Raw genomic sequence first — 16866 nt, forward strand, 5'->3', positions numbered from 1 at the left:
TTCATCATGTGCTAGTCTATCGGTTCGTAATTGTTCTACCGCCATTATAGTTGTTCCTCTCCTCTATGGTCTGATTATACCGCTAGTGTGCCATTCCAGCCTTCGACAGCGCCTCTTTGGTAATATTCATCGCACAAGTAGAAGTAGAGCTTCGCCGCTTTGTCGAAGCGGTTCACCTTAATGACTTCAATAAAGGTTTCCCTCGCATCAAAGAACCGCCCTTCTTGGCAGAGCGTAACGCCTCTCTCAAACATCGCTTTCGTTCGTTCTTTCAACGCGCGTACCGAGTCCGAATCGCCTTCGTATACGTCCACAAGCTCAAGAGGCTCATCCTTGCCATCAATTCTGACTCGGCCAAGCAACCGGTGACGGAACCTTTCCGGCGATCTCAGTTGATCAAAAAAAGTACGGGTAACGAGTATCGATGCGCCCATCGTATCGGACATGCGTTCCAACGTCGCCGTAATGTTGACGTCATCGGAGATCACGTTTCCTTCCATCCTCTGCTCCTCGCCTACAATGCCCAGCATGAGCGGGCCTTTGTGGATAGCCATGCCCATATCAACCGGCGAATGGCCGGATGCCAGCAAGCTGTCGTTAAACGAAGACAATTCTCTTCGGATCGCTACGGCTGCTCGAAGCGCGTCATCCGAACGGGCAGGGAATAGCGCCATAAAGCCTGCGCCTAAATATTTGCTAATAAGACCTTCCTCCTTGCGGACGAAAGGACTGAATCTTTTTAAGAATGAGTTCATAAAATCAAAGTTTTGCTTAGGCGTCAGCTGCTTGGACAATTGATTGAAGGAGCGAATGTTCGCAACCATAACCGCCATATTTTGCTGAACCTGATCCCCTAGATGGATGTCTGTAATGCCTTTCTTTCCTAGGTATTTGAAAAACTGCTGCGGAACAAAACGATGCGATGCTTCGCTGAACGATGTAATGTCCTTAATATAGGTGCGGATATGGAGCGCCATTCGATTGAACTGCTCGCCCAAATCGCCAACCTCATCCTGCGCGCGGATATGAACCTTAACGTCCCAGTTACCGTTCGCCATTTCCATAACGCTCCTGCGGAGCTTGCGCAGCGAAGAGAGCAAATAATAGGTAACAGCCAACACAAGCACGATTACGCCGATGCTGATATAGCCGATATTGCGCATGACGCTCATGTAGATCGTCTGATTAGCTTGGTACAACACATTCATGTCTCGGCCTGTCTCATAAATGCCTACAAGCTTGCCCGTGGAATCATAGATCGGACCAATCGCATACAACCACTTGCCCGTGGTGTCTTCCCATCTGCCGGATACGATCTCGCCCGTCTTGACGACCTGCTGGTCTGCCTCCTCGAGCTGGAATGGCTTGTACATATTGACGCCGTCATCGTCGTCCATCATGATGAACATTTCGCCATTCTCATATTTGTAAAGCGTACTGTACAGTCCTTTGCGATTCACCGCATCCTCGCTTTCGAACAAGAAGTTCATCTTCTTGCTGATCGCCTGATAATCCTCGTTCATATAATCCCTCGGCGAAGTTAGACGGTTAAGCTGATCGCCGTTAATAATGTTCTGTCCGTTGCGCGCCAAGAGCGAAAGCTGCCGCTGCATCTCGTCTTCCATCCGGGAAGAGAAGCTGTCATAGATGAAGTTCGACAGCAGCACCATGGCGATTACGAGAATCGGAACGATAGCGAATACTTGCTTGAAGAACAAAGAGATTCGGCGGTTAAGCAAGTGTATGTAGATCATCCGTACTAGAAGGCCGACCACGATTAAGAACAGAGCCCCAGCGGCCCAAGTCAGCCACCCCTGCCAAATCGACGAGCGGTTATAGGTGAGGTGACTAATCGCCTCAGTAGCCGTTTTGTCAGCGCTAATCGTAATAATTCGATCATCGAGTGCCATGCTCAGACCGCCGGCGGCATCGATCGTAACATCCATTATTTCAAGATTTTCGGCATCAGGAGCTAGGCTAGCGAGGTCAGCCTCGGCAATGTCCGTGCGCAAATCGCTGGAGTCCGCAGCTTTCATACTCGTAACGGCGTTCAAGAGTCTATCGATAAAATAAAGTCTGCCGTTCTCATGCAGCTGGAGCCGCTCGGGGAAATTTTTGCGGGTACGATCCATCGTATCAAGCGGGTACACCAGCTTCGTGCTGCCATCCTTCAGCACATTAAAGATCGCGCCGCGTTTAGATGAATAGAAGATTTGTCCCGGCTCGTATCCGACGATCTCGGACATATAACGATTCTTTTCCATTTCAAAACTAAATAGTTCTTCAGGAGCGCTATCCTTTGCGGATATTCGGTTAAGCGTAATTCGGCTCTGCTCATCAAGATAGAAATAAACCGAATCCCCACTGACCTGCACGCCTTTGATTTGGCCTACACGTTTATTCGTCCCGTCGCCTTTAAACGTATACAGCGTAGTGCCGACAGAGTCTCCCGGCAAGTATTGGATAATTTGCTCCTCTTGCACGTACAGGCCATACCCGTCCAACACCGTTTCAAGGACATACATCGTGCCATCAGGCGCTGTTACTACATCCGTATAATCATGTCGAGCGCTGCTGTCCAGACTTTGTTGTAATTGCTCCTTCATCTCGCCCTTGCCGTTAATGCGCGTCAATTCCTGCCTGGAATCGCCAATAACGTCCAAGCTTCCATCAGGCCCCGCTGACGCGCGCGACAAATAAGAGAGTGACGCTTCCTTCGTATATGGCAAAGCTTTGAACTGATCTATATTCGGATAGATCCAGAATCCAAGCCCTACAGCTATCAAGAGCAACAACACAATCCCCAAACCGGACTTTCGCATGCGCACCATCGCTTTCACTTGCATATTTTTTCTATTTCTATAGTACTACATGATACGTTATTTTACATCCTTTTCCTTGCGCGGAGAACATCGAATATTCCCGAATTTCGCAGGTTTATGTTGATGGGCTTAGCCGGCATATAGTACTATTAATAATAGTATAAAATGGGAGAAGCGATTTTCGAAAATAGTAGATTCGCTCTCGCGGAAAGGAACGTTATGGGACAACTCGTATGCGGCGGAGCAACGCTAAAATGCTCCTTCGGAGCCGCTCCTGGCATGCTGACCGTCTTGCCGCAGAACATGGTAATGACGTCAATGCCCATTGCCAACATTATGGACAACAAGCCTATGGTTAATATTCTCCCTTTCGGCATGTGCTCGTCGCTAGCCAATCCAACCGTTGCTTCGGCAACTGCCGCGGCATTAGGCGCATTGACCCCTATGCCCTGTATTCCGGTTACTGCCGCACCATGGGTGCCGGGATCTCCAACGGTGCTGATTGCCAATATGCCTGCCTTGAACAACTCTTCGAAGTGCATGTGCAATTGGGGCGGCGTCATTGAAGTTGTTAATCCCGGCCAAGTAACGATACAGGTGCCTTAGCTATGATTGAATCGATTCTTAAGCCAATTTTCAAACCGATCAAGAAATACGTAATGAAGCCGATTAAGCAAGCTCGCAAGCTGCCTAAGCTGCTGTTGAAATGGCTTCGCAAGTTTCTCGTCACGGCCATATTCGGCCCTCTCCGTTCGCTTAACAACTATGTCAAGCTGGGAAGCTATTATATTGCGAAGAAGCTGATTGCGCTTGTTCTCGTTCTGACGCTCATCATCGTTTATTTCGGGTTTATTAGTCCTCCGCCGTTGTTCAATAAGTGGTTCGGTAAGACGCCGGAGCTGTCGGCAACGGCCGCCGCGGACAAAGGGTTCACCGGTACGGCTTCTATCCTTGATCCGGAGGGCAATCTTCTGTTCGAGGGGCAATTAGCGGACGGCTTGTACACGGGCACGGGCAAGCTCTATTACCCGAACGGAAACTTGAAGTACAGCGGCGACTTCGACAAGGGCATGATGATGGGCCAAGGCGAGCTGTACAATGAAGATGGCGTGTTGCTCTATAAGGGACTGTTCGCTGCCGATCAGTACGCTGGCGCGGGCACGGCATTTTATCCAAGCGGAAAGCCATCCTATGTTGGGTTGTTCGCTGCAAGCCAGTACGAAGGCGCGGGAACGACGTATAAGGAAGACGGCACGGTCGTATATGCGGGCAACTTCATGAAAGGCGCCTATCAAGGGGATGGCAAGCTATATAGCGGACCTGAGAAGCTGCTGTACGAAGGGCTATTCAATAATGGCGTTTACGAAGGTGCAGGCAAACTCTATGACAGTAACGGAGTTCTCGCCTATGAAGGAAACTTCACGGCTGGCGAATTGACGGGACCGGGCAAGCAATATTTTGCAACCGGCTTCGTCAAATACGAAGGCGATTTCGTGAAGGGCGCTTATCACGGGACAGGAAGCTCCTTCAACGAAGCCGGCTCGCTCGTCTACGCAGGAGGTTTCGCTTCCGGCTTGCCGAACGGGATCGGCCAAGCCTACAACGCAAGCGGAGGCATTGTCTACGACGGCAAATTCGTCAATGGCAAATATGAGGGCGTAGGTTCGTTGTTCGACGTCGACGGCGCGCCGATCTACAAAGGGTTCTTCCGTTCCGGAGGCGTGTACGCGGAAGGCTTCATGAACCTATCGCTCGTGAAGCTGCAAGAGACATTAGGGGTGGCCGACCCGCCGCCGCCTGCCGAGACAATCCCGCCAGTCGAGGAAACACCGCCCGTTACGGACACGCCAGTAGAAGGCACCGTAGATGGCGAGCAGGTTGGAGACAATGGCGGCACTGGAACGCCTAGTACTGAAACTCCGACAGCAACGGATGAGCCATCAGACAGTTCCGGCACTCCTGCTGAGGAGACTGCTCCGGATAATGAAGTCCAAGCGCTTAGCGCCGGATCGAACAATGCGGAGACTGATGCATCACCTGCCGAAACAGATGTCACTACCGGCTTGATTGATGGTCTCGAGGAAGATATCCTTCCCATGTCGCTTACCTTCAGCTCCGCTCAGCTTTCATTCGTGCTTGAAGTCGATGCCGACAATCCGGAAGCCTATTATGTTCGCAAGTTGACGACATGGAACAGTATCGTAATGGAGCAAACCTATCAGCGGCTGCTGGATGCCAAAGCCGTCTCTTCGAAGGAGAAGCTGCCAAACGGCCGGACAAGCATTATGTTCAAATCCGGCAACGCCTTCCTGACCTTCCTCCTGAACAAGGACAAGCCGGTCAGACTTGAGATCAGCTACTATAACCCTGAGGAAGCGCAATAACCGCTTATTTGCCATAAAAGCATATCTCTAACGAGCCGAACCGAGAACGGACAAAATAGCTGCTTAAACGAACTCTCGACTGATTTCAGGGGGCTAATGGACAGAAACGACGCTAAGAAAGCATATTATTACCGTATTGATTAATTTAGTGCCTGTAACGATCTGTGATGTCCATTAGAAAATGAACAACCCGCAAAATGATCGCTAAGCGTTCGTATTGTCCATTAGAAAAAGATGCGATGCCCGATGAAATGTATTGAGAAAGTATGTGCAAAATCATATTCTCCCTATATTTTCAAAAAGAACTGCCTCTGGGGCAGTTCTTTTTGATTTATTATTCTGCTGTTTTTAACCAAAAACGATCAAGGTTCCGCCTTTACTCATTGACTCTTTCATACTTATAGATCACATCCATATTCATTACATACATATTTCCTTGTGAATCAATAGCTAATGAACGAGGGTATTCCAAATTTCCGTATTCAGGCGTCCCCACACTAACTTCCGACAAATAGTTCATGTCCCGATCAAATATTTGAATACGATGGTTATCCGAATCTACGATATATATATAATCATCCTTATCGATTGCTATCCCCCATGGAAAGGAAAACTGACCTTGCCCGCTTCCTTCTCCTTGCCAATTTCCGATAAACTCGCCATCCACACTATAGGCTATGACTTGATGGGTTTGACTGCAAACGCCGTATATCACATCCATTGAGTTCATAGCCATTTGATCGAATACGCACATTTCTTGTTTAGTTGGTCTTGAGATTTTTTTTTGAGCAGCAGTAATCCACTTATTAATTAATACGCCCTCAACACTATATCTCTGAATAGTTGCTAATCTATTATTGTGACTATTAATTAAGTAATTACCATTTGAATCTACTAATATCGATTCGCGATAGTCACTGCTACGATAATGACTTGCTTTTGATGTAACAAAGGACAATATTTCAGACCCGTCCGCTTTTATTTTGCATACTTTAGAATGATTACTACGGGGATCCTGAAAACTTACGAGTAAGTTTTCGCCGTCTTTATCTACATTAAGTCCAAATAAGGACTCTCTATATTCCGTATCATCTATATCTCCGAATAGCTTATAGGTATCTACTTTGCATATCAAATTGCCGTTCGTATCTAACTTAACCACTTTAGCGGCATTAGACATATTAACATAAATATGATCTTCCTTATCTAAAACTAACGATTTCAACAGGTCATATTCATCAATCTCATCTTCCGCTTTGCCTAAGTATGATAATAAATAGCCTTGCCGATCGAAAATAGATATACGATTTTTCGCGGTATCCGAAACCATCATATTGCCTTCTATTGTCTTGCAAATGGAGTGTGGAGATTTTGGATAGCGGATTGCGATTTCATTGTAACTCCCCCAAATAGAGAGGGCTATCGTGTCAATGAGATGTCCATCTAAATCGAATTTTTGGATGTCGTTGCGTTCCTTATCGATAACCCATACGTGTCCTTCGACATCTAAAGCAATTCCCGTTGGGCTTTTCAGTTCCCCGGATTCGGGCTTCTCGTAGAAGTCGTAAGTATCCGCGTCAAAAGGCTTTTCTTCTACACGTCCCCAATGCTTTAGTACATTCCAATTACGATCGAACTTTGAAACTCTACGATTTTTAGTATCCGTCACAAAAATATGTTTGGAATCTATCGCAATGCCAAAAGGACTAAGAAAGCCGGGACTGGATTTATCGCTCGTCAAATCCAATTTGCAATAGCTTCCATATTCGTCGATAAACCTTCCATTTTCAGTGAAGCGTTGTATGCGGTAATTGTAGGGATCCACCACATAGACTTGATTTTGATCATCCACAGCTACCCCTTGCGGATATTGGAACTCGCCAGCTGACACACCCTTCTTTCCCCATGATGTCAACCAATTTCCATTGCAATCAAATTTTTGGATTCTGTGGTTATTGGTATCGGATATATAGATATAATCGGATGAATCAATTGCGATTGCGGTTGGAAAATGAAACTCACCTTCTTTAATACCTTGTTTTCCCCACCGCCGAACCAGTCTGTTTTTACTATCATATTTAAGAATTTCATGTTCATTCGTATTTATGATATAACAATTTCCTAATGAATCGACAGCTATGCCGGATGGTGAATTAATAACTGGATCTGTTCTCCAACTTAGCCACTTACTTGTATATCGATATTTGAATGATGACGTTGCCATATACGTTCACCTCTATCGCGGAACTTGACAGTTATTGATACGAGCTATCCGTCTACTATGTTGCAAGACAATCTTATATTTGGAAAAAGCCTGACTTGCATAAAAAAAACTGCTTCCGCACGACAGACAAACGTTAATCTGACGATAAGAAGCAGCTTGTAATCTTTATTCCTCCGAAGCAGCCGCTTCGGCCATTGCATCCGTTAATTCGTTGTCTAGCTCGCCCTGCTGCGGAGCTGCGCCGAGGCTCTTGAACGCCCACCAGCGTACGGCAATAACCGATGCGGTAGACTCCATCTCGCCCTGCAGCTTCATGCCGATGCGGAACGTGCCTTTCTCGGGATAAACAATCGTTCCGAGCGATACGTTCGGAATGTCCGGCTCGAATTCCGTTCCCTTGAACACGTCGCTCTGCCCGTAATAGATCCGTTTCTGTGTAGCGTTCACATCGCCCGCCACAGAACGCTCCACTTCTTCCAGACCTACGACGACCGATACTTGACCTTCGCCAAGTCCATGGTTAATCTCGTCGGAGACGTAGTTCTTCTTGCCGCGCGAGAAGAAGAAACCTCCCGACTTGCCAATCGACTCCAGCAATACTTCCATCGTGCCGGTTGCAATCTCGTCATACAAGTGCTGCGGACGCGGGATGCCGAGTTTAAAGTCGAACTCATTGCGATCCGGATGATATTGAACATCCAAAGAAGGTTTGGCGCCATACTCCAAATCTTCCGTCTCCGCGCTTGCATAAAACTTATGCAGCGACGAAGCGCGCGACGTCTGGGAGAGCCTTTGCAGCAGAGAGGTGCTCTCGATGTATTCGCCGTAAGGAACGCGGTCGACCTTCTCGATCATATAAGTCGGTCCCATCTGAAGCAGGCTGATCTTCGCCAAGCAAATGCTTTGATCCGCCGAGCCCTCGACAGCCTCTTCCAGGCTGCGTTCATGCCAGTCCTTCAGAATGCGTTCCGCTACCGGCTCCTCCAGCACTTCAATCACATGTTTCGCATTGGAATCAAGTGGAATGACCGAATCACCGATCGTCAGCTTTGCAGCCGAATTTGGCACAGTAAGCGAAGCGGAACCTCCCGCTTCAAGCGGCGCCTTCACATGGAAGCTGACCGTATACTCCGTCTCCTGCGCATCTCCAGGTTCTGCGAACGATACGTTTTGCCCGTCATGGCCTACCGTAGTGAAGCCAACCGCATCATAGTCGTATTGGAAAGCAATGCGCGGCGTTTGGAGCGTCTTCTCAACGACGAGCTTAACCTCGACAACCTCGCCCGGATTAACATATTTCGGCATGCGCTGCGTAATACGAACGCCTACATCCTCATAAATCGTCGTCACGTTCTCAAGCAAACGAACGAATTCGAAGGAGGATGGCGCAGGCGCCTCTTCTACGATAAATAGGCGGTACGACTCCAGCACGCGATTATATTCGCTCACTTCATCGGAACGAATCGCCGAATTGCCAACGGAATGAACAGGCTCTTTGCCCTTCTCGTCATAAGCCACGCATAGATATACGTTTTTCTTATATTCATTGTTCGTGAAGCCTTCAATCATCGACAGCTTTAACGTTACCGGGGAAGGAATGACGAGCTCGCGGCCGATATAGTCGATCGCTACGCCCATCTCGACCGAAATCGTCTTGTCATCAACGGCGACGACCTGCATGCCCGACAATACGCCGCTTCCGTACAGCAGGCGGTTCAACAATCTTCTTTTGTCGTTAAAATACTTCTGCTCCGATTCAAAATCGCGCACCGTCAGCAGCTTGCCGTAAAAATACCGATTTCTCTCAAATGGATACAATCTCGATTTTTTCATCATTTCCCACTCCTTCACGAACTTCATCTATTATTCAAGCTCTGAATCCATCTCAAGGCGAGTATGTATGTCTATTCGCTTCTCCATCCCGACATCGACGATCAACGTATCGTTAGGCATCGTGCGGTTAGGGTTCAGCGACATGAGCGACGGCTCCGTTAGCACGGTGTTGATGCCAAGGTACGTATGAAGGTCCAAGTACATCCACGGCTGAAGCATCACAAGCTTCGCTTCCGTGTAGGCCGGCTTCTGCTCCTCAATTAACTGCTCAATGACAACGCGCTGTTTCTCGTTAGGTGCTTGCTCTGGCCGAAGCAGAACGGTGAAGGTGTAAGGATCGCCATCGTACAGCTTATCCGTAAGCTCCCTAAGCTCTGCATTGTCGCGCATGCCCTTCGTCTGGAAATATTCAATAATAAGTGGCGACTGTCCCGTGTAAATTTCGATCGTCTTCATTAGCCCCTGCCTTGTACCTCGATATCGGTACAGCTCCGGCGCGGCTTTGATGAATGCTTCCACCTGGCCATCGGTCCAATAGTCGTCAGTCTCCAGCCCAAGCCAGGACGACAGCCACCTGAGATGCTCGCCTGTCGCAAGCTCCGGATCGAGATAGTCAGACAAACCGTTAATTTCGCTCTCTACCTCGGAGAACAGTGTACCGAATAAAGATAAGTAACGCTCTAGAAAGTCGCGGCTAGCAGGGTCCTCCTGATATACCGCCGGCAAATACGATAAATACGTCTCACGGGGAAAATAAAGCCGCATCGTCTGGAGCAAAGGCGAATGCCTCTCCGTCCCGATCCATTCGATCTTAATCCACAAATACCGACCCTTGGCGCCAAAAAACAGCGAATCCTTCGGATTAATGACTGGCGGCGACCAATAAGGCGCAAGTGCGTTCAGCTTGTCCCGATACGATAATGACGCATCGGCCAGCCAATCGTCGACCTTGCGATACGCTCCGTTAATGAGACAGCTCTCCTCATTCAACGTGAAGTAGGACACTCTTAACTGCGTACCGTCGGGAATGAACGCATCAAGCGTCATTTTATGCCATACCGTATCGGCCTCCGCACTGTCGTAAGCGCGCGACAACCATACACCTTCAGGCACTCCAGTCTCTTCCATCGCCAGCGTCTGAGGCTGCAGATTAAGCATCGTCACAACGCCCTCGTCGCCGTTCAGAATGAACATGCGGTCTCTGCCGTCGATAAGCAATTGATCGGCTTTGCCTCGGAAGCTCGTAATTTTCCCTATCGGTTGACCGGCTGCATCAAGCCTGACGATAAATCGGTCATCCTCGCTTTCCTGATCCATCTGTCTCGAGTCGCCGATATAGAGCATACCTGAGCTATCGATACATAATCCCGCATAAGGGAGCGAGGGAAGATCTCTTTTCTCTGCTAGATTACCGCTGCTCATAAAGGCATACAGCTTAGCGAACAGCGTGTCGAAAATGTACAGCTTCCCGCTCGGTGACAGCGACATAAAGAAAGTTCGGTTCAAATGCTTTAGCTTAGCCCGCACGCGTTGCGTGAAGCTCGGATCGCTCCACACACCGGTCAATGCGCCGCTATGCGTGAACAGCATGACGCCCAGCTTGCCTCCCTCGGGCACCGCCGGCTCGTCCCCGCTCACATCGATCTCAAGCGGTGTCAGCACATAGATATAACGCTTATCCGAAGCTATCGCGATTGGATAAAGCGGCATGCCGTCCGCTTGCTGGCCGGCACGGGACCACAACGTCTGGCCCGTATCCGTATGATAAGCCGCAAGCGTTAAATCGCCAGATCGGTCGGCTGCAAACAGCAGGTCGCCGGAGGCTGCGAGCCTCGCATCGGCGCTGAATAAGCCATGTCCTTGCGTGAACAGCCGCTTATGGTCCGTGTTTCTGCGATCATAGATCCATAGATCGGCCCGTTCATCAAGCAAATACAACCGATCATGCTCGCCGATCGCTATCTCGCGAATCGTTCCCGTTCCATCTAGATCGCTTAGTTGCAGAACACCGGCAATCCCGTACTTATTATCTCTTCGCACACCGAAGCCTGCCGTGCGCGACTCCAAATTGTATGTGGTTCCGCGCCGCCAATCCTCCTCGCGATTAATCGAGAAATAAAGATCAAGTCCGTTCAGACTCATCCCCTCCTTTGCTGCCGTCCGCAGTACGACATCATAGATGCGTGCTGCTTATCAGCTCAATTTCATGACTGCCCGAGAATACAAGGCCATGAGGAGGCAGGATCAGATCGCCGCCCGCGCTCTTCTTCACATGGGCGCCTTCCGCATCCAGCCACAAATCTTGTATGAACAATACGCCATTGCTTCCGCTAAGCGCATTATATATATCACCTTTGTACACCGCTCTGCCGAATGTCCAGCCCGGTGAGCCATCGTCTCCGTCAAGCGGCCGCAGCAAGCGCTTCAGCTGCCCTACGAGCCGCTCGCCTTCATCGATGAACTGCGGTTCAACCACGACGACCGCATGAACGGTTACTTTGATATAAACGGGAGGAATGACATGAACCTCCGTCGTGATCAGCCTCCGCGAGTCGATATGCTTCCTTACCGTCTGCAAGAAACCGGCGCTTGGCGTCGGCGTCTCGCTTAAGCTGTAAGGCACAACGACCACCGATACTTGCCCGGCAGCGCGCTCTCTCGGATAATCGGCAAGTCCCGGTCTGTACAGCGGAATCGCCTGTACTCTGGCAACTGCCGCACCCGGAGTCTCGCGGGCGATCGTCTCGTAATCCTCATCGGTTACGGCGCGGAACGTACGCTTCAGCTCCGACTGCGCGCGCTGGAGCGTCTCTGCCAACGTCTCTGCCTCCGAGCCGCCCGCAGCATAGAATGGATTATTAACCTTAATTCCGTTTTCGGCTTGCACGTTGCATACCCATTCCGTTACAAGACCGGACTTCACGTTGCCTCGTTCGCCGCCGCCAAGCTCGCAGCCAATCAAACAAATATTTTCTTCCAAGCAAGACGCCGGAATTGCGCCGCGCTCACCGTTACCGAAATAGATTCGTCTTCCGACCGGATCATACACATAATGGAGATCGCTAGGTCCTGAATGATCGAAGTCGTCGACCCGCGTCCAGTCGAACCATTTCAATTCACCGGTAGCTTCGTTCTCTCCAACCTGCAGCTTAATGGAGTCCTTTTTCTTGCACGGGACGTCATATAAGTCGAATGATTGGCCGGGAAGCCCGTTGCTTCGGCCGACTAATCGCAGCATATCGAACTTCGGCATGCTTGCGATAATCCGAATCATTTGGCCTTCCTCTGGCATGACGCCGTTTGGACTGCCGCCGAAAAGAACTTCCAAGTAATCTTTACCTAGGCTTCGCTTCACCGAATACAGCTTAGAGCGCTGTCTCGACAAATTGTCAGCCATCGTGTCTGACGTTTCTTCTTCTTGCCAATAAGTCCATGAAAAATCGATATTTTGCACTTGTACTCTGATCTTGCCGAACACGGATAAGTAAGTATCGCTAACGATCGACGTCTGCAATCCACCATGGAAAGGCAAGTCGATCACCTCGCACAGCGTATCCCGTTGAATCGCGATCGTAGTATGCAGCATCAGCTGTCGGATGCGCGGAGGCATCTCATAGCCTGACTCTTCAAGCGTGCAGCATATCCAATAACGCGCACGATCGCTTGCCGGATGAACCGTAACCGCCCGCATTTGCGCTCCTACGCGGAACGTCATTTTACCGCTTAGCGTCAAATGAAGCGTTTCGTCGCGTACGATATCCAAAGGCAGCCAAGAAGTCGTCTCCGTTGATTGGTCATACCCGTATACTTTCCACGATAGTCTGGAGGAAGGCGTAATCATTGAAGCTGCAAGCAGCGGATCGAGCAGCTCCGAAGCATGCCTATCCTGACCTTCATTCCCCGGTTGCATAAGCTCTATGTTGAGTGTGACTTGCTCGCCGGAAGTAAGCTCACGATCGAACGATATGTATAATTTGGATGATTGCTTCGCATCGGCGCCGAACGCGTAATACACGACATCCGAATGAATATTGGAAGCTGTTACATCATTCGCTTCCCGCTCCGTTCTTGTCACGATCCGGTCAAGCGATAGAGGAACGAGCTTAACGGTTGTATCCGTCTCGAACATCTGGTCTTCCGCCATCAGCTTCGTTCCTCGCGGCAGCGTAGTCGGAACAGTCACGTTCGTGAACTGAATAAGCGCCTCAGCCGATTGCGTATCTGCCGGCGCAACGCCTAGCAGATCTAGAAACTTGCGACGGTTTTTGTCCGGAACACGGCTTATGAAATAACGCTGCATCTCGGTCAACCATGCAAATAATTCAAGGAAGGTCATGCCTGGATCATGCGCGTTCTCATCCGTCCATTCAGGAACGCGTTTCGGTATTAGTCGTCTGGAATGCTGGACGATCTCTGAGAAATTACGATCGTCCAGCGGTAATCTAGGCAGCATAGGATGCCTCCTTTCCTTGCAGCTTTAATTCAGATATTCATTAATGTGGGGCAGGGATAGCCGTAATCTGATGTTGTCCGTTAACGACGATGCCATGGATGACCTCTGCCATTCGCGCGGGATCCCATTCCGTGCGAACGCCATTCTCGATCTTGACCACATGCAAATACAATCGTTCTATGTAGAGCAGCGACCTTACCGAGTGCAGCAGTGAATGAAGCACCGAAATATGAAGCGCTTCGCCGATATTCCACCCTTGACCATCCGCATTGCCTGTAATGGAATCAAGGAAAGCATCCAGCTTTGCAGCGGAAGCCAGTTCCAGCGGCAACAGCTCATCCACCGATTCCGTCGCAACAGTGGCATGCACGGAGATTTCTAGATAAGCCGGCTCAATGACGCGAATCGCACCGCCAAGCGAGACCAGATTGGGTGCTTTACGAATAAGCTCTCGCTCTACCGTCTTCTTGAGCTCTGGAAATTGTGCCGTACCGGCAAGCCCTCCCGCAGGAAAAGCAACAATCGTCATAGCTCCTGGAGTTCGCTTAAGCAATGCGTCCCGATTGCTTAAGCACTTCACCTTAGCAATCTGCGGATACGCTTCACGGGCAATCCATTCGACGTCCTTCGTCGTAACTGCTCGTCCTCGGTGCTTAAGCTGCTGAGGTCCGCGAGCAACTACCTGCTCGATACGCTCCGCATCGCCGCCGCCAATGGATGGCGCGGGATTGCTTACACTTCGAATGAAAGCGATCGGAAGCTGCATACCCGTAATCTGGTCCGCGGCTACGTCACCGCCGGCCCCGGCAGTCGTCTTGAACCTAATCCTAACGGTCTCCGATTCCTGCGACGATGGCAAACGCCCATGCACGCTATCCCCGAATTGCAGCGTTCCTCCGGCATGATTCGTTACATAATGTCTATCGTCCGGCCCTGATTCGGCCAAAGAAGCAACTGCCTGCCAACGAACCCAGAAGCGCTGAATTCCACCTTCTCCGTCGCGTTGAGCAGCGTAAATCGATGATTCCGATTCCAGTAACCGCTCCTGCTCGAGCGTTGTATATCTTTCCACTTCATCTACCCATACCTCTTCGTCGATGAAAGCCGTTTGTGTCAGCTGTAAGAATCCATCAAGAGGAATCGCAAGCTCTCTCTCCTGACTGACCTGCTGCCTGGCCGTTACCGCATTCATGTCAATGCGGCTTGCAACCGGAAGCTGCGGATACGTTCCGTCCATGCAGCCGTCGCGATTAACCGCTCGCAGCCAATAACGCTCACGCCCGAACAAGCTTGCTTGTACCATCGTCTGCGGCCCAACCCATTGCAGCTCGCCGCTCGAAGTAAATCCGTCCGTACCGTCCGTCGTCTTCACAGGAAGCCAGACAAGCCTGCCGTTCTGAGAGCATAACGCTTCCCAATCCACCCAAGGCGGCTGATTGCGTCCAGCGAACGGACGATCTAGCTCAAATCGTGTCCGCAAAGGGCCTTTTGTCGGGGCCATATCGAATGAAGCATATACGGTCGGTTGCTTCGTTGCCGGCGGCTCGAACAGCTTGTAAGCTGCTCCTCCTGCTCTCGCCTCCTGCGTTCGATCCCTCACTTCGATATTACTTTTCGTATACAGACTCTCCGGCATGAATAATGCCTGCGAAGGCTGTGCGTAAGTAAATGAAGGCGAGGACAGCCACGGCGACATATATTCTATGACAGGCGCAATAATTGGATCGGTCTGCAGTACGCGCGCGCGCAACCAATAATCGTACGAGCCGTTGACGAACGTCTGCGCTATATCTTCAGGGCATTCGAATTCAACGGTGAACCTTCTCTCCTCCTGCTCCGGCAACTCCTCGAACAAGGCTCCGAACTGCTCGCTGCCGGGAAGCCGCGCCCAATTGACGCCATCCCAATATTCCCATTGCACTTTGCGAATATGAATTCTTGGCGGGTCCTTCTCTTCAAAATCATAGGTTCTCATGACCATTTTCCACTTGACCTCAGGATCTTGGGCCATACGAAGACGATTAGGCGACAGCTTAGCCCTGAAGCTTAGCTTTACGTGGCTCTTGCGCTTCGTGAACGCTTCCTCGCATGACAAGTAGAAGACCGAATAGGGCACGAAATGCTCGCCGAACGGATAGAAGCCGTCTGCAGGCACCTCTGTGTCATTGAAATACAAGGCGCTCGGCTTAATGCCTTCCGTATCTAGCCCTGCATCATGTACGGCGCGGATACGCAGCTTATCCATCTCGAGATGCTTCTCAAGAAGCGGCGAAGCCGCGTTCGGAAGCTGCTTCACCGTGCAACGAATCCAACGTCCTTTAATGCCTTGATACTCCGTTACTTCAAGTTCGCCTGCATGCTTCTTATACAAAACAATCGTATGGCCGACAGCAGTAGCCTCTTCGAACCGAACCCACTCGCCGCCCATCGGATACGTCCACTCCACAAGATCGGATGCAAGGGATGCAGCGAGCTCCGGTTCCGAATACCTTTTCTCCGAGTGATGCACGTTCAGGTAGAAGCGATTCGGACGATCGACCAGAAACAGGTCGTCATGCCGGATGTACATCGAATGCTCCTGCTCGCTCGCCTTATATTCGGTATCGAACAAGCGCACCTCCGGTACGATCCCGGCTTCCATGCTAGAACTGTACTTCTCGGCGGAAGTTACGATCCGATCCTTTGCCGGAAGGACGTTAATCCATTCCTGCAGCTTGGCAGGCGTTGCCAGCAGCGTCTTCTCCGTCTCGTACACCAACGGCTCACCGCCCGCTGGATTCGGAGCGGTAAGCGAGAGACCTGCCGGCAAATAGACAGGGTTCACGGCACCGTCGCTCAGCCCGAATACAACGGTCGCAAGTGACGGCCTGGGAGGCTGCAGCTTCACTTGAATCAAATCAAGGAAAGCGAGAAAATGGTTCAGAGGCGCTTGATTAAGCCGCTCCACCGTATCCTGCAGCATCTCTGCCGTTAAATAAGCAAGACCAGTTCCCGCGTCTGGATCTTCGGGCGAGAATCGCCATTCCGGCGTATAATGAGGAGCCATCTCTTTCATTCTAGCCATGAAAGAGGCAACATTGTTAGCATTAATGCTTGGCGGACGAAGGCCGCCGCCCGTTCTTCCTCCATGCTTCATCGCTTCGCTTCGCT

At 50.3% G+C, this 16866-nt stretch carries 8 protein-coding genes; 2 read left to right on the forward strand and 6 right to left on the reverse strand.

The genetic code is table 11. The features are described 5' to 3' along the window. Positions 1–74 precede the first annotated feature (74 nt). Complete coding sequence (locus V8F51_RS08100) at positions 75–2798, reverse strand: adenylate/guanylate cyclase domain-containing protein (RefSeq protein ID WP_337099665.1); 2724 nt, start codon at positions 2796–2798, stop codon at positions 75–77. 243 nt (positions 2799–3041) lie between these two features. Here V8F51_RS08100 and V8F51_RS08105 point away from each other — a divergent pair, with 243 nt between their 5' ends. Next, the gene (locus V8F51_RS08105; RefSeq protein WP_337099666.1) at positions 3042–3428 is read left to right on the forward strand and encodes a DUF4280 domain-containing protein; all 387 of its coding nucleotides are present in this window, start codon (positions 3042–3044) and stop codon (positions 3426–3428) included. Positions 3429–3430: 2 nt separating this feature from the next. After that, positions 3431–5206 carry an MORN repeat-containing protein gene (locus V8F51_RS08110; RefSeq protein ID WP_337099667.1) on the forward strand — a complete coding sequence of 592 codons (1776 nt, stop codon included), beginning with the start codon at positions 3431–3433 and terminating at the stop codon, positions 5204–5206. Between the two features lie 376 nt (positions 5207–5582). Here the strand turns inward: V8F51_RS08110 and V8F51_RS08115 are convergent, their stop codons facing one another. The 5 genes from V8F51_RS08115 to V8F51_RS08135 form a co-directional block, all read right to left on the reverse strand. Continuing rightward, positions 5583–7430: a hypothetical protein gene (locus tag V8F51_RS08115; RefSeq protein WP_337099668.1), complete on the reverse strand. Its 1848-nt coding sequence runs from the start codon at positions 7428–7430 to the stop codon at positions 5583–5585. Between the two features lie 165 nt (positions 7431–7595). Continuing rightward, positions 7596–9290 carry a hypothetical protein gene (locus V8F51_RS08120; protein ID WP_337099669.1) on the reverse strand — a complete coding sequence of 565 codons (1695 nt, stop codon included), beginning with the start codon at positions 9288–9290 and terminating at the stop codon, positions 7596–7598. Between the two features lie 3 nt (positions 9291–9293). Continuing rightward, positions 9294–11405 (reverse strand): phage tail protein, encoded by a 2112-nt coding sequence (locus V8F51_RS08125; RefSeq protein WP_337099670.1) that lies wholly within the window; start codon positions 11403–11405, stop codon positions 9294–9296. Positions 11406–11436: 31 nt separating this feature from the next. Beyond that, on the reverse strand, positions 11437–13716 hold the full coding sequence (locus tag V8F51_RS08130) for a putative baseplate assembly protein (RefSeq protein WP_337099671.1): 2280 nt from the start codon (positions 13714–13716) through the stop codon (positions 11437–11439). A gap of 40 nt (positions 13717–13756) precedes the next feature. After that, on the reverse strand, positions 13757–16852 hold the full coding sequence (locus tag V8F51_RS08135) for a baseplate J/gp47 family protein (protein ID WP_337099672.1): 3096 nt from the start codon (positions 16850–16852) through the stop codon (positions 13757–13759). Between the last annotated feature and the right edge of the window lie 14 nt (positions 16853–16866).

The sequence above is a fragment of the Paenibacillus sp. YIM B09110 genome, assembly GCF_037167145.1.
In the GTDB taxonomy this organism is placed as follows: domain Bacteria; phylum Bacillota; class Bacilli; order Paenibacillales; family Paenibacillaceae; genus Pristimantibacillus.